This is a genomic window from Curtobacterium sp. MMLR14_002, from assembly GCF_001864975.1.
GTDB classification, from domain to species: Bacteria; Actinomycetota; Actinomycetes; order Actinomycetales; family Microbacteriaceae; genus Curtobacterium; species Curtobacterium flaccumfaciens.
Window position 1 is genome coordinate 170563 of record NZ_MJGT01000001.1, and the last position, 18117, is coordinate 188679.

Annotated in this window: 22 protein-coding genes; 7 read left to right on the top strand and 15 right to left on the bottom strand. The window is 67.4% G+C overall.

The window, feature by feature from the left end; translation table 11 throughout:
• Positions 1 to 79 precede the first annotated feature (79 nt).
• Both BIU91_RS18695 and BIU91_RS18355 read left to right on the top strand, forming a co-directional pair.
• Positions 80 to 235 carry a hypothetical protein gene (locus tag BIU91_RS18695; protein WP_163343611.1) on the top strand — a complete coding sequence of 52 codons (156 nt, stop codon included), beginning with the start codon at positions 80 to 82 and terminating at the stop codon, positions 233 to 235.
• A gap of 166 nt (positions 236 to 401) precedes the next feature.
• Complete coding sequence (locus tag BIU91_RS18355; protein WP_139196704.1) at positions 402 to 1505, top strand: hypothetical protein; 1104 nt, start codon at positions 402 to 404, stop codon at positions 1503 to 1505.
• 8 nt (positions 1506 to 1513) lie between these two features.
• Here the strand turns inward: BIU91_RS18355 and BIU91_RS00760 are convergent, their stop codons facing one another.
• The 3 genes from BIU91_RS00760 to BIU91_RS00770 are packed head-to-tail and all read right to left on the bottom strand — an operon-like array spanning position 1514 to position 4431.
• Positions 1514 to 2974, bottom strand: coding sequence for a Fis family transcriptional regulator (locus BIU91_RS00760; RefSeq protein WP_071403792.1), 1461 nt, complete (start codon positions 2972 to 2974; stop codon positions 1514 to 1516).
• Positions 2967 to 3314 (bottom strand): helix-turn-helix transcriptional regulator, encoded by a 348-nt coding sequence (locus BIU91_RS00765; protein ID WP_071403793.1) that lies wholly within the window; start codon positions 3312 to 3314, stop codon positions 2967 to 2969. Before BIU91_RS00765 ends, BIU91_RS00760 begins: the two co-directional genes overlap by 8 nt.
• Positions 3307 to 4431 (bottom strand): site-specific integrase, encoded by a 1125-nt coding sequence (locus tag BIU91_RS00770; RefSeq protein ID WP_071403794.1) that lies wholly within the window; start codon positions 4429 to 4431, stop codon positions 3307 to 3309. The genes BIU91_RS00765 and BIU91_RS00770 overlap by 8 nt, the downstream gene beginning before the upstream one ends.
• Positions 4432 to 4739: 308 nt before the next feature.
• On the opposite strand from BIU91_RS00770, the gene BIU91_RS18025 reads away from it, so the two are divergent.
• On the top strand, positions 4740 to 5018 hold the full coding sequence (locus BIU91_RS18025; protein WP_216099621.1) for a helix-turn-helix transcriptional regulator: 279 nt from the start codon (positions 4740 to 4742) through the stop codon (positions 5016 to 5018).
• On the opposite strand, the gene BIU91_RS00775 is transcribed toward BIU91_RS18025, so the two are convergent.
• A complete protein-coding gene (locus tag BIU91_RS00775) occupies positions 5015 to 5419 on the bottom strand; it encodes a hypothetical protein (RefSeq protein ID WP_139196705.1) in 405 nt (134 codons plus the stop codon). The genes BIU91_RS18025 and BIU91_RS00775 overlap by 4 nt on opposite strands.
• Positions 5420 to 5485: 66 nt before the next feature.
• On the opposite strand from BIU91_RS00775, the gene BIU91_RS00780 reads away from it, so the two are divergent.
• From BIU91_RS00780 to BIU91_RS19100, 3 genes are all read left to right on the top strand, one after another.
• Positions 5486 to 6184, top strand: coding sequence for a hypothetical protein (locus BIU91_RS00780; protein ID WP_139196706.1), 699 nt, complete (start codon positions 5486 to 5488; stop codon positions 6182 to 6184).
• A gap of 51 nt (positions 6185 to 6235) precedes the next feature.
• Entirely contained in the window at positions 6236 to 6823 is a 588-nt protein-coding gene (locus BIU91_RS00785) for a hypothetical protein (RefSeq protein ID WP_071403797.1), read from the top strand.
• Positions 6824 to 7058: 235 nt separating this feature from the next.
• The gene (locus tag BIU91_RS19100; RefSeq protein ID WP_139196846.1) at positions 7059 to 7673 is read left to right on the top strand and encodes a hypothetical protein; all 615 of its coding nucleotides are present in this window, start codon (positions 7059 to 7061) and stop codon (positions 7671 to 7673) included.
• Between the two features lie 125 nt (positions 7674 to 7798).
• Here BIU91_RS19100 and BIU91_RS00800 read toward each other — a convergent pair whose 3' ends face one another.
• The 6 genes from BIU91_RS00800 to BIU91_RS00825 all read right to left on the bottom strand — a co-directional run bounded on the left by BIU91_RS00800 (position 7799) and on the right by BIU91_RS00825 (position 13382).
• Positions 7799 to 8203 carry a hypothetical protein gene (locus BIU91_RS00800; RefSeq protein ID WP_139196708.1) on the bottom strand — a complete coding sequence of 135 codons (405 nt, stop codon included), beginning with the start codon at positions 8201 to 8203 and terminating at the stop codon, positions 7799 to 7801.
• 114 nt (positions 8204 to 8317) lie between these two features.
• Complete coding sequence (locus tag BIU91_RS00805; protein ID WP_071403801.1) at positions 8318 to 8713, bottom strand: low molecular weight phosphatase family protein; 396 nt, start codon at positions 8711 to 8713, stop codon at positions 8318 to 8320.
• Positions 8714 to 8727: 14 nt separating this feature from the next.
• Positions 8728 to 10125 (bottom strand): FAD-dependent oxidoreductase, encoded by a 1398-nt coding sequence (locus BIU91_RS00810; protein WP_071403802.1) that lies wholly within the window; start codon positions 10123 to 10125, stop codon positions 8728 to 8730.
• A gap of 20 nt (positions 10126 to 10145) precedes the next feature.
• Positions 10146 to 10562, bottom strand: coding sequence for an arsenate reductase ArsC (locus BIU91_RS00815; RefSeq protein ID WP_071403803.1), 417 nt, complete (start codon positions 10560 to 10562; stop codon positions 10146 to 10148).
• 19 nt (positions 10563 to 10581) lie between these two features.
• On the bottom strand, positions 10582 to 11979 hold the full coding sequence (locus tag BIU91_RS00820; protein ID WP_071403994.1) for an arsenic transporter: 1398 nt from the start codon (positions 11977 to 11979) through the stop codon (positions 10582 to 10584).
• Between the two features lie 5 nt (positions 11980 to 11984).
• Positions 11985 to 13382 (bottom strand): FAD-dependent oxidoreductase, encoded by a 1398-nt coding sequence (locus BIU91_RS00825; RefSeq protein ID WP_071403804.1) that lies wholly within the window; start codon positions 13380 to 13382, stop codon positions 11985 to 11987.
• A gap of 116 nt (positions 13383 to 13498) precedes the next feature.
• Here BIU91_RS00825 and BIU91_RS00830 point away from each other — a divergent pair, with 116 nt between their 5' ends.
• Entirely contained in the window at positions 13499 to 13852 is a 354-nt protein-coding gene (locus BIU91_RS00830) for a metalloregulator ArsR/SmtB family transcription factor (RefSeq protein WP_071403805.1), read from the top strand.
• 192 nt (positions 13853 to 14044) lie between these two features.
• On the opposite strand, the gene BIU91_RS00835 is transcribed toward BIU91_RS00830, so the two are convergent.
• The 5 genes from BIU91_RS00835 to BIU91_RS00855 form a co-directional block, all read right to left on the bottom strand.
• A complete protein-coding gene (locus BIU91_RS00835; protein ID WP_071403806.1) occupies positions 14045 to 14449 on the bottom strand; it encodes a four-helix bundle copper-binding protein in 405 nt (134 codons plus the stop codon).
• An 84-nt stretch (positions 14450 to 14533) separates the two neighbouring features.
• Complete coding sequence (locus tag BIU91_RS00840) at positions 14534 to 15883, bottom strand: M23 family metallopeptidase (protein ID WP_084740369.1); 1350 nt, start codon at positions 15881 to 15883, stop codon at positions 14534 to 14536.
• Positions 15880 to 16659, bottom strand: coding sequence for a M23 family metallopeptidase (locus tag BIU91_RS00845; protein ID WP_139196709.1), 780 nt, complete (start codon positions 16657 to 16659; stop codon positions 15880 to 15882). The genes BIU91_RS00840 and BIU91_RS00845 overlap by 4 nt, the downstream gene beginning before the upstream one ends.
• A gap of 280 nt (positions 16660 to 16939) precedes the next feature.
• Complete coding sequence (locus BIU91_RS00850; RefSeq protein WP_071403808.1) at positions 16940 to 17539, bottom strand: DUF305 domain-containing protein; 600 nt, start codon at positions 17537 to 17539, stop codon at positions 16940 to 16942.
• Between the two features lie 104 nt (positions 17540 to 17643).
• Positions 17644 to 18096: a hypothetical protein gene (locus tag BIU91_RS00855; protein ID WP_071403809.1), complete on the bottom strand. Its 453-nt coding sequence runs from the start codon at positions 18094 to 18096 to the stop codon at positions 17644 to 17646.
• Positions 18097 to 18117 lie beyond the last annotated feature (21 nt).

Below are 18117 nucleotides of genomic sequence, written 5' to 3' on the forward strand. Positions count from 1 at the left end.
ACTCGACCATTGCTGCTCACCAAGCGTCTCGGGCGCCGAGCTTGCGGCTGTTCAGGAACCCGGGCGTACCGTCCGGCGCATGAGCTACAGCCAGCCTGACCCAGCCGAAGAGACCACCCAGAGCGAGTCGCCGGAGCAGCCCGACACCGACCAGGACACCCTGGAGGAACAGGGCGGCGAGCCGGCAGCGCTCGAGATCGACGCCGACGACGTCCCGACGAAGCCCGCCGACTGACGCCGTCGTCATCCAGTGAGCAGAAGAGGTCGAGTCCGTACACCGGACTCGACCTCTTCTGCTCACGAAGCACCTCCGTCAAACTGGTAACCGCGCGTGTGAGGACGGCCGGAGTCGACACGAACAGGTGTCGCGCCGCGGCCACCACTTGACTACCCTCAGTGAGATGTCCTCACCGCCGACGCCGACGCTTCCTGTCTGGGGAGCTCGCTTCGCAAGGCTCGTTCAGGAATCCTTCGACTTTCTCGGCTCGCAGTCGGACCGAAGCAACGAGCACCTGGTTGTAAGGGCAATCCCTCGAAGCGACGGTAGGCATCGAGTCGTCTATCGGTATGGGGTCTTAGGTGAACTACTGCCGTTTGACGTTATCGAAGACTTTCGGGATATCCTCGCTCGAGGACGATCCGTTCTCGACATTGCCATGTTCGACGCAGTGACGAGGCAAGCATCCCCGCCTCTAACGGCCAGACAAGAGCGATCGACCTACTTTCCTATCGCGGCAACCGAGGCGGACTGGAATTCGCTCGCCGGACAGCCATATATGAAGGCTCTAACCGCCGATCAGCTGAAGAATCTAGAAAAGCTTCAGCCATTCGTGACGGGCAGTGGCACGCTCAGTGAGTTCGCCAAGGTCCACAATGACGACAAACACCAGGCACCGCTGCGATTAGCCGTGGTGCCTGACGCTGAGTTTGTGATGATTTTCGATCACTTGTTTCCGCCGCCCGCGAGCGCAGGGGAGTGCTGGGTTGACTGGGTCGCGCCGCTAGCACCCGTCGAAAATGGCAAGGATTTTGTCGAGTATCGGTCTACGGAGGTGATTGCGGGGGCAGCGGTCGAGGATGTGCCAGTTGCGCTTGCCGTTGAGGTGAGCTCCGGTTGGCGGGACGTCCAACACTTCCTTTGGGAAGTGCTTGAGTTCATCTCCCGAGCGACGGCTGTCCTGCATGACGGAGACATGAAACTTGCGGACGCTCTCCGTGACTACTTTGCGTTCCGACGGGACGAACTTGAGGCGTTTCGGAAGATGCTCGTCGAGCACGACGCTGCTTCGGAAGCGCAATGGCTGACCTCACGCGGAGGATCCGCCGTCCCGCATGATGTCGATGGCATTCACCTGCACCCGATGGCAACCCGACCCGGTGTGCCTGTTCACTCTTTTGCTGCGACTGTTGACTGGCCGGCGCTCTTGTCGGGCGACGATCTTCCTCCTTCCTCCGCAAAGCTTGTTCCCTGGTTGCAGGTGGAACGATCGAATCGTCTCGATTGACAGATCGTTCACAAGCGCTGTCGCCTAACCGCGCCGACGTATTGCGCGTAGGTGGAACCGGAGTCGACGCGGTGCGCTTCGATCGTCTCGGGGGAGTAGCCCAGTGCCTCCGCGACGATCGGGACGGGGCCGAGTTTGCTGAGTTCGTGCAGGGCTCCGAGGCGGGCGGCTCGAGCGCTGAAGACGTCGCGTAGGTGGGTGGCGATGTGACCGGGATTAATCGGTCGTCCTGGTGATTGACCGGTAAAGACCCAGTCGCTGCTCGGGTGTGACGCGGTGCGGAGGTTCACGGGTTCTGCGAGGAGCTCCCGCCAGGGTGCATCCAGCGGCGGGGGCAGTTCGAGGTCGATGGAGCCGAGCCGAACACAGACAGTGTCCTCGTTGACCGTGATGTCGCTCCATCGCAGTTCGAGGCTCTTGCGGAGCTGCTGGCCAAACACGAGGACCAGGATTCCGATCGCCCGGTCTCGCGGTGAGAGTTCGTCGGTGTGGACGAGCCGTTCGGTGGCGTTGGCCTGGTCGGAGGCGCTCATCCGCGGGGCGGTTCCACGGCGGTGTCGGGGAACGATCAGGTCCCGGTTGATCAGCCGAGCGCTCTGCGCCCAAGGGATGAGCCGATCGATGAACTGCCTCGTTGAGGGTCCGCTGGTGAGCCAACGGTCGACGTCGCCCTGCGTTGTGTCGACGAACGTGACGTGGTGCTCGGTGAGCCAGTTGAGGAAGTCGACGCCCACCGTGATCGACTGCTTGGCGCGCAGGAATGCATTTCGAGGCACTTCGTCCATGGCGCGGAACTTCCGTAGGAAGTTCCATCGGATCCATCGGTCAACCAGGCGACGATGCTCGTCGTCGGCGACGCGGTTTGGGATCTGTGTCAGCCACTCGGAGAAGGCTGCGAGGTAGTGATCGCGTCGAGGGAGTACGCCGTGCTCGATCAGGAGACCGCGGACGAAGTCCCGCGTTCTCGATTTCGGTAGCTCGTCGATCGCCTCGTGTGTGATGGTCCCGTTCGTAGCGATCATCCGAAGCGTGGCTTGTACGTGGTCCTGCCGAATCCAGGTCAACCCGGAGTTTGCGCGCTGCATTCGCTTGAGGGCGTCAGCCAAGGGTTCGAGCTGTGCGGGGACGCCGCCGTTCGGCGCGGAAAGGGCAGTGTCGACGTAGTTGGAGAGCGCGCATGACCAGCACCGACCCTGAGAATAGAGCTCGTCCTCGGCGCCGCAACGCACGCAGTCGACGTTGATCCGGACGCCCGAGCATGTGCGGCAGGTCGGGCCGTCGTCGGCTGTCCCGGGCAGGATGCCGACGTGCCCACAGACAGCGCAGGTGCCCGACGTTCGGATCGCCTTCCGGTAGCAGTTCTGGCAGATGAGCCCGTCCGGCCAACGCGCGGCGACGGGCCGGTGTTCGCCGCAGCGGCCGCAGGCCTCGTAGGCATCTGCGTCCTCGGGCGCCTTCGGCCTAGCCATGGTCGTCGGCGAGGCGGATCCGATGAGCCACGGGGTTACCGTTGATGGCGGGGGGTTCCTCGCCCGGCCCGGGGGCGTTTACACGGCCAGCTGCTCGCATCTCGACAAACGGCTCGAAGAGGTCATTCGGGGTGCAGTCGAGGATGTCGCACAGCGCAGCGAACGTTCGAGCGGGGATCCGTTCTGGGGTGCCCGTGACGAGACGGTAGACCTGGCTCTCCGAGAGGTCGATGCCGCGGGTTCGCAACAACGGAACGAGTTCGGTGCTCTTCCAGAGGTTGTGCTGCGCCATTAGGGTGCGGAGGTTCCAGCGGTAGCCGATTCGTCGCTGCTCACTCATCGTGGTGTTCCTCTCGCTGGACGATCCGGGTGGAGATCATCTGTTGCAGGATCTTCTGCTTGAAGTCCGATCCGACCGATGTGTAGAGACTGGTCGTTGAGGCATGGCGGTGACCGACCTGCGTTTGGACGAACGTTGCGTCGTAGCCAGCCTCTAGCAGGTGCGTGACGTAGGAGTGCCGGAGGCAGTGCAGGTTCAGGCCTTCGTCGTAGCCGACGGCGCGACGGAGGGCTACGAAGGCGTCACCGACGGTGCTGACGGCGACGCGGCCGCGTTCGGTTGGCCAGAGGGCGCTGGACCGGTCTGCGGTCTTGAACCGGTCGCGGCGGCCGGGGGAGAGCCAGGTCGACAGGAGTGGGACTACCCACTCGAATTCGGGGACCGTCAAGACAGTGCGTCGGCGCGGCCCGGACCCCTTCGTGCCCTTGCCCCAGCGCACTGTCAACGCACCGAACAGGCCGTAATCCGGAACATGCGGGTTGGGCCCAAAATCATTGATTTCGAGCATCGCGAGCTCGCGACGTCGGAGCCCGAACGCATAACCGACCTTGAACGCCGTCGAATTCCGCATCAGGGCCGGCCACTGCTTCAGACGCTTCCGGTAAGCGAAGTCCACTTGATCGTCGATGTGGTCGAACAGGGCTTGCAGCTCCGAGACAGTGAAGGCGCGTCGCCGTGGATCCCGAGCATCGTCAGCGGTGTGGCGTGGGGAGTTCCACTCGAAGACGATCTGCGCCGGGATCTCGCCGAACATTGCCTCGCAGTAGTCCCCCCAGCCGTACGCGATGTTCGCGACGTACCCGCAGAACGCTGCGATCGCATTGCTGTACGCCCGCAACGTCGACAAGGCGTACGCGCGCTCACCGAGGCGGTGCTCCGCGAGGAACTCGTCGAGGTCGGCCGGTCCCCACGACCACGGGTAGGTGCCGGTGTAGTTCTGAAACCTCCGGATGAGGCTGAGCTTTGGCTCGATCGACGAGGTCTGCAGACCGCGCGCGAGCATCTGGCTTGTCCACCCGTCGACCATTGCTTCGAACACGCGCTCGTCGGCCCGGAACAGCTGAACGGAGCGATCCTTCAGATGCCTCGGGACCGCGCCTGGTATCGCGCCTGCCATGCGAACTCTCTTCGTAGAATCCTGCACTAAATGCAGGAAATATACGCTGCCCGGTGCCAAGAGCACAAGACCCGACTCTCGTCCGGTTCGCCTCATTCGCTCGCAGCGTGCCCTATCGAGCGGGCCGAGCCAAGTGACCGGTCCCGAAGCTTCCCACACGGGGCAACGCACGGAGTGTCGCCGGCCCTCGCCTTCGCGATCGACCGGCGCCTCGCGCCGCAGGCGTTGGGCCGGCATCCGGCCCTTGACTGGTATGGATCGAGTGCCGGCCGTCGGTTGAGGCGGCTTCGCGCTCTACGCTGGGACGCGTGAGCAGAACTCCCCGACAGCGACCGTTCGAGCTCGCGCCGGCGCCCTGGCCGGAGATTCCCGCCGACGATGCGATCGCGGAAGCGGCTCGTACCTTCGTGGTGCGGCTGAGGGAGGCAATGGGAACTCAGAGCACGCGCGCGGTCGCGACGGCTGCTGGAGTGCATCACACAACGTTGCTCGGTGTTCTGGCCGGTCGTTCCTGGCCGGATCTCGCCACGCTCGCTCGGCTTGAGCTTGCCCTCGACACCGAGCTGTGGCGACGACCCGAACGCTAAAGGTCGAACGCCGTTTCGAAAGCAAACCAGGTTCCGCCTGACATGTCGGCGAGGGAACGGAGGCGTCCCTCGAAGCGCTGCCGTGACTCGATGGGAGCTTCATGGAGGTGTTGAAGGCGGCGCCTCAGTAGGTCGCGCATCAGCGCCGCAGCCGATTCGTCGCCTCCAAGCTGTCCGCTGATGACGTACTCGCCGGAGTCGAGGTCACAGACAGCGACGAGCTCGGCAGTTCCGACGGTGACGACGAAGTCGCCGCGGCGGCCGACTGTTCGGTAGTCGATACGCGCGGCCTCGGGGACCACGACCGCGTCCAGCCAAGAGAGTTCGACTCTGGCACCGGTTGTGGCCTCGATCGTGAGGCGGGGTGAACCAGGACCCGCGCCTCGCTCGCCTTCTCCCATGTGCTGATTATAATCAGCACGCGGCATGAGACGTGTTGCGAGCGGCTGGCAGGTGAGGAAGTGGCGTTGGAAGCATCAGAGGCGGCCCCTTCGCCGGTGAGGTCTGCCGCCTCGCGTCAGATGTCGCTCGCCGCGCTGGAGGCGGCCATCCAATCGCTTGGACTCGAGTTCGACGCAACGGTTGAGCAGATCGCCGAATCGCTAACGGCGCTCAACCGGCCGAGTCCGCTGGGAACGGCGAAGCGAGCTCTCATCCTGCAGTGGATCGGCGCGGTCGGTGACGAGTTCCAATGGGAAGCGGAGCTGAGCGACCGAAATCTCATGACCGTGCTGGTCCGAGCCATATCGATCGAACACGCGACGGTGTTGCAGGCCGATGACGTGGCCCGACGACGGGGGAGCACTCTCCTTGAGCTTCAGGCTGACGTGGCTTCTCGACAGCTCTGGGGATTCGAGCGGGCTGGAGCCTTGCTGTTCCCCTCGTGGCAGTTCATCGACGCCGGTGCCAAGACTTTGGAGCTCATCTCCGATGTTCTACCGACGGTGCTGCAGTGCGTACCGCCTGACGCGCCGCCAGCACTAGTTGCTCGCCTGATGTGCTCCGAAGACCCGCACTTGCAGCGGGGCGGCGCGCGGTGCAGTCCAAGAGAACATCTGATAGCGGGCGGATCGCCTTGGCCGGTGGTGCGGACCTTGCTGCTTGTGCTCGAGGGGTCTGCTTCACGCCTCCAAGATCTCGTACTCGGAGGACGGGGTGACCGGTGAGGTTGGCTGGGAAACGGCCTCCACACTCCGGCGGAGGCGGAGGCGACCACTGTGAACGTCCCCCTATCGAGCTTCAACTCCCTCGCCGGTGTCATCGCGCACGGCCGCGACTATGGCCGAGTCGCTGAGCCACCCACAGGTCCGCGTGGCCGACAAGCGACACTCGAGGAGGAGGAGTTCCTCATCCGGTTCGGCGGCTGGACCCGCGAAGAGTACAAGGAGTCGAAGGCCGAAGTCGCCCGCGGCGAGCTGGAGAACGTGGAACATCGCACGGAACTTGAGGGGCTCGTCTCTGCGGTGAGCGCCGAGGAAGCCGCGGACTGGTTGCGCATCAACGACGCTGAGCTGCACGCGCTCCTCGCCACGGGGCGAGTGACAGCCTTCGTGTGCGACGGGGAGTTGCGGTACCCGGCGTGGCAGTTCACCGATGACCCAGCGATGCCTGTCCTCCCCGGCCTTGCACGACTCACGCCGGCATGGGGCGAGCAGAAGCACCCGTCCACGATCCTCGGCTTCATGTACAACGCGGACCTCGAGATCGAGGGAACCGATGAGTCCTTCACACCAGTCGAGTGGCTGACGATCGGCGGCGACGTCCAGGTCGTCCTCGACCATCTCGAAGCCGCGAGCTGGCAGTAGGAACACCTCGAACGCCGATTCGCGTCTCACAATCGCCCTCCACTCACCCATCCCTCCTGGCGGCGCTTGTGGAGGACCAACAACTCGAACACGAGGGGAGTGCCCGATGACGTCACGAGTACAGATCGCACGCGCACGCGCACGTGTTGCTCTCGCCGCCCTGACGGGTGAAGACCTGCCCGACAGCGTCCGCAGCACCGCCGCCATCGACTTCGCGGATGCGGACGATGCTGTGTTGGTTGCCCGGGACCGCAAGCTTGCCCCGCCGCGGCAAGACGGCGCCTTCACGCGACTGATCGGTGTTCACGCCGACGGTCGAGACTTCGGGCCGCGCCACAACCCGCCGCGTCGTCGAACCCACCGAGAGCTCACACCTGACGAGGAAGACGCACTCATCGAGTCCGCGTTCGGCACCCGGGAGCGGTACGAAGCAGCGAAGGCTGCAGTCGCACGCGGAGAGCTCGCAGCAGCCGAACGCCGCTCTTGGCAGCGCGCGATGAGCGCCTCCCTCACCCTGGAGGAGACGGCCGACTGGCTGGATGCCGGCACCGCACGGGTCCTCACCCACCTCGCGTTCGGCGACCTGTTCGCGTTCGTATGCGACGACGAGCTTCGGTTCCCGGCATGGCAGTTCACCGACGACCCGAACCACCCCGTGCTGGACCACCTATCGACGTTGGCCGGAGCCTTCGACGACGACATGCACCCGACGTCGATCCTCGGCTTCATGACGACACCGCACCCGTACACGCGCATCCACGGCGAACCGGCGACGCCCGTCGAATGGCTCACCGCGGGCCGCGGGGTGAAGCCGTTGCTAGAACTACTCGAGACCCGGCGCTTGAGATAGATCCTGCACCGAAGACCTGCTCAGCCCCACTCGCAATATCCCCGACCTAATGGGGCGGCAGGTGCACCTGGCCAAGCCCCGAGACATCGCGCTGGAGGGGAGGCCGGACCTCACGAATGTAGACGTCAGAACTGGAGGTACCCGTTCCAGTCCCGCTCCGCATCTGACCCGTCCTCCCCGAAAACGTCGGGATCAACCGGAAAGTGCGCGTTCCGGAAGTGATCGAGCGACGCCCGAGCCTTGTCCCGCAGCGTCGAAACATCCTCTGCGGGGTGCATACGAGACAGCATCGCGGTCCGTCGCTCCAGGACCGCGTCCCACATCTGGCGACGGCTCACCTCGGCCATCAGCTGCCCGGCGACCAACATCGAGTGGAACTCGAGCGATCCCGCGAACCGATCCATCAGCGTGATCAGATCCCGGTCTTTCACCCCCGTGAAGACGTTGGGCTGCCGGTTCTGCTGCTCTATCATCCAGCGCACCTGCGCTCGCGCGTCCTTGAACGCCTGCCCTTCTGGATCCTCTGGCATGACTTCCCCCTCCCGCCACAGCAAGATGCATCGGGCATTGGCGATGTACAACAGTAGGCAGCTTCGGTCTGAGTCGTGCTTCTGGCTTCGCTCCCTATCCGGACGGCCTGGTCACTACGGCTGCAGGAGCTCTCGTTCGATGCGTTCCGCGACGGCGTCCCGCATCGGTCGCACGTCTTCCGGTGGCCAGGAGTTGGGGTCGGGGAACGACCACTCGAGGACTGTCCCGCGTGGTTCTGCGGGGAGTTCGAGGCCGGGCTTCATGAGGACGACGATGTCCGCCTGTTCGAGCAGGTCGGGCGTCACGCGCCGGGGGACGCGTCCGGTGATGTCGAGGCCGAGCTCGCCCACGGTCGCGGCGATCGAGGGGTTCACCTCGTCGGCCGGGGTGATGCCTGCGGAGGTGGCCGTGTATCGGTCGGGTGCGGCGAGTTCGAGGAGTGCTGCGCCGAGCTGGGAGCGGCCGGCGTTGTGCTTGCAGATGAACAGGACAGTGGGCTTCGTGGTCATGGATGCAGGTCTGGTCAGTTGGTGCAGCACGAGGTGCTGTCACTAGTCGGCGCTGGCGGAGTGCAGCAGGCAGCGTCCTCAGCGGCAGGAGTGCCGGTCGCGGCTGGGGTGGTGCAGCAGGAGCTGCCACCGATGTCGGTGGAGCAGACGCCCGTTTCGGGGAGGACGAGTTCGAGCTGTCGGGCTCCGGCGTGGTCTCCGGCGAGTTCGGCGGCGATGGAGCGGACTTGCTCGTAGCCGGTGAGGAGCAGGAATGTGGGTGCGCGGCCGTAGGACTTCATGCCGGCGATGAAGAAGTTCGGCTCCGGGTGCGCAAGCTCCGCGACACCGTGCGGGGGCACGGAGCCGCAGGAGTGCAGGTTCGGGTCGATGAGCGGTGCGAGGGCTCGGGGTGCTTCGACGATGTCGTCGAGTCCGATGCGGATCTCGCGGAGCATGTCGAGGTCGGGCCGGAATCCGGTCGCGTTCACGATCAGATCGACGGTCACCGCGAAGACTTCTCCCGCGCGGCGGCCACTGACGGTGACCTGATCGCCGTCGGGGCGGACGTCGTCGATCTCGAACGAGGCGATCTGCTGCACCTGACCGGACTCGACAAGCCCGTGGACGGTGGAGCCGAGCTGCCCGCGAGCGGCGAGCCCGTCAGCGGCCTCCGCGCCGAGCCGGGCCGTGCCGGCGTTTCGGACAGCCCACAGAACGTCGGTGCCCGGCGCCGTCTTGGCGAGGCTGGCGAGCTTGATGAGCGTGTTCGCCGCGGAGTGGCCGGCGCCGACGACGAGGACCCGCTTCCCCGCGAACCGGGCACGGTCGGCGCCGAGGACGTCAGGCAGTGCGTGGCCGACGCGGTCGCCGAGGTCCGCGGCGGGTGCGAGCCCGGCGGCAGTGAGGGGGTTCGGGGTCGTGTAGGTGCCGGAGGTGTCGATGACGGCACGCGCGGTCACGTCCGTGACGCCGTCGGCGGTGTGGAGGCGGAGCAGGAACGGGGTTTCTGCGCGGCCGGTGGAGCGGGTGCGGTCCATGCCCTGCCGTGACACGGCCTCCACGCGGGTGCCGTACTGGATCACCGGTGCGAGCTGCGGGGTTGCGGCGAGGGGTGCCAGGTAGGTGTCGACGAGGTCTTGGCCGGTGGGCAGGGATGATGCCCGGGGTGCTTCCCAGCCGGTGGCTTCCAGGAGCCGCTGCGCGGCGGGGTCGATGACGTACTGCCACGGGGAGAACAGGCGGGTGTGTCCCCACGCGCGGACGCTCGTCCCGACCGTCGGGCCGGCTTCGTAGACGACGACGTCGAGGCCGCGCTCGAGGAGGTGCGCTGCGGCAGCGAGGCCGACGGGGCCGGCACCGATGACGGCGACGGGGAGTCCGGTGAGGCGGTCCGCGTCGGTCCGTGGTGGGACGGTGAGGGTGAGCGTCATGGTCTGCGGCTTCCTGGTCGTTACGCGGTTGCGTTGGTGGGCAGCAGCTCGGCGAGGAGCGTCTGGACGCGGTGCTTGATGTCGTCGCGGATGGGGCGGACGTCCTCGATGCCGCGGCCGGCGGGGTCGGTGAGGTCCCAGTCCTCGTACCGCTTGCCGGGGAAGATCGGGCAGGCGTCACCGCAGCCCATGGTGATGACGGCGTCGGAGTCGCGGACGGCGTCGGTGGTAAGGATCTTCGGCTGGTTGCCGGCGATGTCGATGCCGTCCTCGGCCATCGCCTGGATCGCGATCGGGTTGATCTGCTCCTTCGGCTCCGAGCCGGCGGAGAGGACCTCGACGCGATCGCCACCGAGGGCCTGCGCGTAGCCGGCGGCCATCTGGGAGCGTCCGGCGTTGTGGACGCAGACGAACAGGATCGTGGGCTTGTCACTCATGGGTGTGTGCCTTCCGAGTTCAGTGGATGAGGGTGAGCCAGCCGGCGAGGGCGGCGAGGGTGACGGCGAGGACGGGGATGGTGAGGACGACGCCGGTGCGGAAGTACTGCCCCCACCCGATGTGGATGCCCTTCTTCTCCAGCACGTGCAACCACAGCAGCGTCGCGAGGGAGCCGATGGGGGTGATCTTCGGGCCGAGGTCGGAGCCGATGACGTTGGCGTAGACCATCACCTCGTGCGTCAGCCCGGTCGCGCCGGCACCGCCGATGGCGAGGGCGGCGATGAGGACGGTGGGCATGTTGTTCATCAGGGACGCGAGGATCGCGATGGTGAACCCGACGCCGAGCGCGGTGACGAGGACCCCGTGGTCGCCGAACACGTCGAACAGTTTCGCGAGGTGGTCGGTGAGGCCCTGGTTCTGCAGGCCGTAGACGACGAGGTACATGCCGATGGAGAACAGCACGATCTGCCACGGCGCCTCCCGGATCGTCTTCCACACCGGAATCACCCGCCCCGACGGTGCACCCGACCCAGTGCCGCCGGCGCTGACGGTGGCGGTGCCACCGGTGCTGACGAGGACCGGTGCGGCCTGGGCGCGGGCGAAGAGGAACGCGGGCTGCCGGGCGGCAACGAGCACGATCACGACCGCCCCGACACCAGCGACGGCCGCGAGCGGCACACCGAGTGGGTCAGCGGCGAAGTAGCCGACGAGCAGCAGTGCGAGGACGACCCAGCCGGCACGGAACGTCGCCCGGTCCCTGATGGCGGCGGTGGGGCTGGTGAGGGCGAGGACGTCGTACCGCTTCGGGATGCTCTTGCCGAAGTAGAGCAGCAGCATGCCGAGGGAGGCGAGGACGGAGACGATGCCGACGGGGATCATGACGGCGGCGTACTCGGCGAAGCCGAGGTGGAAGTAGTCGGCGGAGACGATGTTGACCAGGTTCGACACCACCAGCGGCAGGCTGCCGGTGTCGGCGATGAACCCGGTGGCGAGGATGAACCCGAGCGCTGCCTTCTGCGGCATGTTCAGCGCGCGGAGCATCCCGACGACGATTGGTGTGAGGATCAGCGCGGCTCCGTCGTTGGCGAACACGGCGGCGATGACGGCTCCGAGGCCGACGATGAGGACGAACAGCAGCCGGCCGTTGCCGCGGCCCCAGCGGGCAACGTGGAGGGCTGCCCACTCGAAGAACCCGGCCTCGTCGAGGATCAACGAGATCAGCACCACCGCGACGAACGTCAGCGTCGCGTTCCACACGATCCCGACCACGGTCGGGACGTCGGAGAGGCCGACGACGGTGGTGGCGAGGGCGATGACGGCGCCGATGAGCGCGGTGTACCCGATTGGGAAGCCCTTGGGCTGCCAGATCACCACCACGAGCGTCGCGACGAAGATCGCCGCAGCGACCACAGCCATCACCATCAGGCGATCACCGCGGTCTGGTTCCCTGCGGCCTGGTTCGCGGCGGCGCGTTCCCAGCCCTGCGCGGCGACCTGGACGGCGTCCCACGGGGACCCGAGCGGCGGCGTGTAGCTGAGGTCGAGGTCGATGACGTCGTCCAGCGTGAGTTCCGCGTGGAGGGCGGTGGCGAACGTGTCGATGCGCTTGCTGATCTCCGCCGTGCGCTGCCCGACGATCTGCGCACCGAGGAGGCGACCGGTGGTCTGGTCGCCGGTGACGCTGATCGTCAGCGGGACGGCGCCCGGGTAGTACCGCTTGTGGTCATCCGCGACCGTCACCCGGGTCAGCGGCGATACCTTGAGCGGAGCGGTCTCGTGCTGGCGGAGGCCGGTGCGGGCGGCGACGAGGTCGAACACCTTCACCACCTGCGTCCCCACCGAACCGGCGAAGACCTTGCTGCCGCCGAGCATGTTTTCCCCGGCGACCCGGCCCTGCTTGTGCGCCGTCGTCCCGAGCGGCAACCACGTCGTGCCGAGGAGTCGGTGGTGCGTCACGACGCAGTCACCGGCAGCCCACACGTGCGGCACCCCGGTGCGCATGGACGCGTCGACGACGATCGCGCCGGCCTGCCCCAGCTGTGCTCCGGCGGCGACGGCGAGGTCCGTGACCGGGCGGACGCCGACGCACACGACCACGAGCGCGAACGTCCCCTCCGCGTCACCGGACGTGGAGCTCGTGGCGACACACCACTGCCCACCGCCTGCCGGGGTGATCCCCGTGACCGTCGACCCCGTCAGCACCGTTGCGCCGTGGCGGCGGACCTCCGCGGTGACCAGGGAGCCAAGCTCCGGGTCGAGGGTGGAGAGTACTTCGGGACCGCGCTGGATCAGCGTCGTGTCGAACCCGCGGGCGACGAGCCCTTCGGTCATCTCCAGGCCGATGTAGCCGGCACCGACCACCGCGACCCGGCTCCCCGCCGGCAGCAGCTCGAGGGCAGCGACGACCTGCTCAGCATCCGTCATGGTGTGCAGCAGGTGGATGCCCGGCTCCCCGAACGGCACCCCTGCCGGGCGCACGGGCTCAGCGCCTGTGCCGATCAGCAGCTCGTCGTAGGCAATCTCCTCATCGCCGGCCGCACCGGTGACGGAGAGCCGGCGCCGGTCGACGTCGACGGCGGAAGCCCACGTCGAAGAACGCACGGTCATGCCGGCGGCTTCGAGGTCCGCGCGGGTGCGGTGCGCGAGGGACGCTTCCGTAGCGACGTCACCGGAAACCCAGTACGGGATGCCGCAGATGGAGAAGTTCGGGAACTCATCCGCGAGCACCACCGTCACATCCGTGGACGGGTCGAGTTCACGGGCGCGGAGCGCTGCGGCGATGCCGGCGTCGCTGCCGCCGACGGCGAGGAGGTGAGTCATCAGGCTGGTCCTTCACGGATCGAGCGGGAGCCGGAACCCGGCGAGTACATCGAAGCACGTCGATATCGATGAGCGCAAATATAGACGTGTGTCGAAGTCCGTGGGAGGATGAGGTCATGACGATCGAGCTGCTCCCCATTGAGGACGTCACCGCGTGCTGCTCACCCGTCACGACCGAGGCGATGGATCAGGCATCCGCGGAGGTGCTGGCGAAGTCACTCAAAGCGATCGCCGACCCGGCACGGCTCCGGCTCATCTCGATGGTCGCCGCGCACGACGGCGCCGAGGCATGCGTGTGTGACCTGCAGGAACCGCTCGGCCTGTCCCAGCCGACCGTCTCGCACCACCTCAAGGTCCTCGTCGACGCCGGGATCCTGCACCGCGAGAAGCGCGGCACCTGGGCGTACTTCTCCCTCGTCCCCGGCGCGCTCGACACCCTCGCCAGCCTCATCACCACGCCAGCCCGATAGTCACGATTTCCACGGGCCCCGAAATACTTCGGTTGGTCCAAGCGGCGCGACTGTGAGCAGCTTTGCTCGATGTCGCCCTTTTCGCCGCGCTTCGTGTCGATGGTGTGAGCACTCGCCGGGGATGCTGGTTGGCAACCGAGCACCCACGAAGGCCACCCTGACGTGAGGGTGGCCTTCTGCTCGTCTGGACGGTTAGAGGCTGGCGAGGAGCGCGGTGCAGGCTTCTTCGCAGCGGCGGCATGCGTCGGCGCAGATCTTGCAGTGCTCGTGCATGTCGGCGTGCTGTGCGCATTCGTCCCCGCACGCCTTGCAGGCGGCCAGGCACGCCTCGAGGATCGTGCGGGTGAGGTTGGCGTCGTAGCCGGTGTGGCGGGAGAGGACGTTGCCGGTTGTTGCGCAGATGTCGGCGCAGTCGAGGTTGGTGCGGATGCACTTGGTGAGCTCGGCGACCATGTCTTCGGCGAGGCACGCGTCGGCGCAGGCGGTACAGGTTTGCGCGCATTCGAAACACGCGTCGACGCAGGCGGCGAGGGCTGCCTGGTCGATGCTGCCGAGGTCCTTCGGGTAGGTGCGGAGCATGTCGGTGGTGGTGCTCATGGGTCATCCCTTTCCGTCGGTACTGCTGTTTCGCCGGCGTCGGTTGACGTCGAACGTGTGGGGGCCATGGTGGCCGGTTCGGGCTTAGCTGACTCCTCGTGTGGCGAGGAAGGCCATCGGGTCGGTGGCGACGCCGTTGTTGCGGATCTCGAAGTGCAGGTGACATCCGGTGGAGACGCCGGCGTTGCCGACGCCGGCGATGTTCGTGCCGGCGGCGACGGTTTGGCCGGTGCGGACGTAGATGCCGGTGGCGTACACGTGGGCGTAGGCGCTGGTGATGCCGCCGCCGTGGTCGATGATGATGATGTTGCCGTAGCCGCCGTAGGGTCCGGCGTAGGTGACGGTGCCGGCGGCGGTGGCGTAGAGCGGGGTGCCGCAGGGGGTGCCGCAGGGGGCGCTGAAGTCGGCTCCGGCGTGGAGGCGGTAGTCGCCGTAGACGGGGTGGATGCGGTACCCGTACGCCTGGTAGAAGGTGTACGAGGTGATTGGCCGGGTCCACCCGGATGATGCACTACTGCCGCTGGGACGCGTGCTGCCCGCAGCGGGGGCGGACGGTGCGGGCGCTGACGCGGCAGGGCGCGACGCGGCTGCGGCTGCGGCGGCCTGTTGGCGGGCGCGGGCTTCCGCGGCGGCTTTCGCTGCGGCAGCGGCGGCCGCAGCGCGGGCACGGACGCCTGCTTGGTAGCCCTGCTCGATGCTCAGCCGGTCATCGCGCAGCGTCGCCAGCTGCGCACGCATCGTGCTGACGTTCTCCCGCTCGCTTGCCTCCGCGGCTGCCGCGGCGTCGCTGGCGGCGACGGCGGCGTCAAGGGCGTCTTGCGCGGCATCTGCGAGCTTCGTGCGGGCGTTTTTCGCGACGCGGGCTTGGGCGGCGAGGGCGCCGGCGGTTTTCGCCGCGGTGCTCGCGCGGGCGTAGAGGCCATCGACCTGCTCACCGATCTTGCTCGACATGCTCAATCCCTGCAGGAACGCATCTGGGTCGTCCTGTCCGAGGATCGCGCCGGCACCGAGGCCGCTGCCGCCGGGTCGGGTGAGGGCCGCGGCGACTTGCCCGACGGTGCTGCCGAGCTCTTCGGATTCTGTCGTTGCAGCGGCCGTGCTCGCGGCGAGTTTCGCGTGCGCTGCGGTGGCTTGATCGAGGTCGTCTTGCGCCGCCTGGTAGGTCCGCCCGGCGGCGTCCGCACGGTCGGTGGCTGCTTGGGTTTTCTCCTGCAGCTGGTCGATCAGCCCGTTCAGCGTGCTGATCTGCGCCTGCTTGCTCTCCTCGCTGCTGCGGGCGGCTTCCACCTGGTCCCAGGTGGGGAAGCTCGCCGCTCGAGCTGGCGCGGGCACGGTGAGCGGAACGATGAACCCGGCGGCCACGGCGAGGACGAGCCCCACCGTGCGGAGCCGGCCCTGACGGAGCCGTCCGGGTGTGGTGAGCGGCGCGCTCACAAGGTGCGTCCGGCGTTGGTGGTGAGCCAGGCGATGGGGTCGATCGGGGTGGTGCCGCCGAGCATGACCTGCAGGTGCAGGTGCGCGCCGGTGCTGGCGCCGGTGTTGCCGACGAGGCCGACGAGCTGCCCGACGGCGACGCTCTGCCCGGCGCGCAGCGGCGAGGAGCCGAAGATCATGTGCGCGTAGAGGGTGGAAATGGTTTGTCCGTCGATCTGGTGGTCGATGATGACGTACTGGCCGTACTCCGGGTGGGTGCCCGAGATCCGGACGGTGCCGGCGGCGACGGCGCCGATGGGGGTGCCGGCGCCGGGGGTGATGTCGGCGCCCTGGTGGATCGACGAGCACGCCGCGCACGGGGCCAGGCGGGGGCCGAACGGGGAGCTGACCCGGATGCTGCCGGCGATAGGCCAGCGGATATCGCCGGCGCCGGTGTTCACGATCGTCCCGGTCGGCGCGACCGCAGCCGTGCTGCCCGCCGCTGCCGTGGCGCTGTTCGTGGCGGTGGTGGTTTTGGTGATCACCGGCTTGACGGCGGGCTTGGTGACGGTGTAGCCGTCCCGGTCGACCGTCACGGTCAGCCCGGTCGCGGTGAAGCTCTGCCCGGCAGCGGACGGGGTGCCGCCGGGCACGGTGACGGTGGGGCTGGTGGATGCTTGCGCGGGAAGCGCCGCGGCGGTGAACAGCGCCATCGCCGCAGCAGCACCGGTCAGCGGGATCGCCGCCAGAGCCCGGGATCGGAGCGTCCGCGTGGGTGCCGGCGCTGTCACCGTCACGGCGGGCAGTGGCGGCCGACTCACGACAGTGCGGGTGCGGGGCGGCCGTGGGGCGGGGGGTGTGGCGCGTTCTGCGGCGAGGGCTTCGCGGCGCGTCAGCGGCGTGGCAGTGGGGGTGTGGGGGTGCTGCTGGGGCACAGGCAGGCTCCAAGAAAGACGGCGGACGGGATGACCCGTCAAAAGAAACAGGGCCGCTCGGCGGGGTGCTCGAGCGGGAGGGGGAAGGCCGGTCGCGGGTCGCGGCAGGGAGGGGGGACACCGCCGCGACCCGCGGCCGGGGTCACATCGACGCGAGCATGTCCTTCATCTGGTTGATCTGCTCGGTCTGGCTCGACACGATCGACTTCGCCATCGCGACCGCGTCGGTGTTCTTGCCCTTGTCGACCTCGGTCCCCGCCATGTCGACGGCGCTGGTGTGGTGCTCGACCATCTGCTGCAGGAACAGCTTCCCGGCGTCCGCCGGGGAGGCGCTGTCGAGGGCGTCCATGTCGGAGTCGGACATCATCCCCGACATCGAGGAGTGGTCCATCCCGGACATGCTGGACATCTCGGTGGGCTCACCCCACTGCTTCAGCCAGCTGGTCAGGGACGTGATCTCCGGCCCCTGCTCCGCCTTGATCTGCTTGGCGAGGGTGACAACGTCAGCGTCCACGTCGGAGCCCTTAGCGAGGAGCATGTCGCTCATCTCAACGGCCTGCTTGTGGTGCGGCAGCATCTGCTGCGCGAACATGACGTCCTGGTCGTTGTGCGCCGACGCCGCCGACGAAGACGAGGAGGAGCTGTCCGAGGAGCCGGCGTTGTTGGTGGAGCAGCCGGCGAGGGTGAGGCCGATGGTGAGGGCGGCGGCGGCCGCGAGGGTGCGCGTGATGGTGGTGTTCATGGATCCGTTCCCGTGAATGCGTCAGGTGTTCCGGGCAGGCGAATACCTGCCCGTGTTCTGGGCATGCGGGAGCTTCCGAAGGGAGCGCTCCCGCCGGGGATGGATCAGATACGGATGATCTGCAGCGCCGTCAGTGATGGCGGCTTGGGTGCCGCGACGCGGCGCGCAACACGGTCCCCGAGGGCGAGGAGGCGTGCGAGGACGTAGAGGACCCCACCGTTCCGGGTGCGCAGCAGCGCCCACGCGAACAGGGCGATCGTCAGCGCGCACGCCATCCCCATCAGGGAACACATCAGCGCGCACAGGCCGCCATCGCAGCCAGCATCACTGAGCACGCTCACCACCGCGCCAGCCGGCGCGGCCGCGTCGGCACCGTGCCCGGCTGCGTCGCTGTGGGTGTGCTCGGCCGTCATGGCGGTCATGGCGTGCTCGCCCGTGGTCGCGTGACCGAGCATGCTGTGCATCAGGACCGTGAACCCGACCAGCAGCAGCAACGCCAGCACCGCCGTGGCCTGCAGCAGCAGGCGGCGGCGCGTGGTGTTCGCGGTGGTGAGCATGCGGATCCGTACTGATGGCTG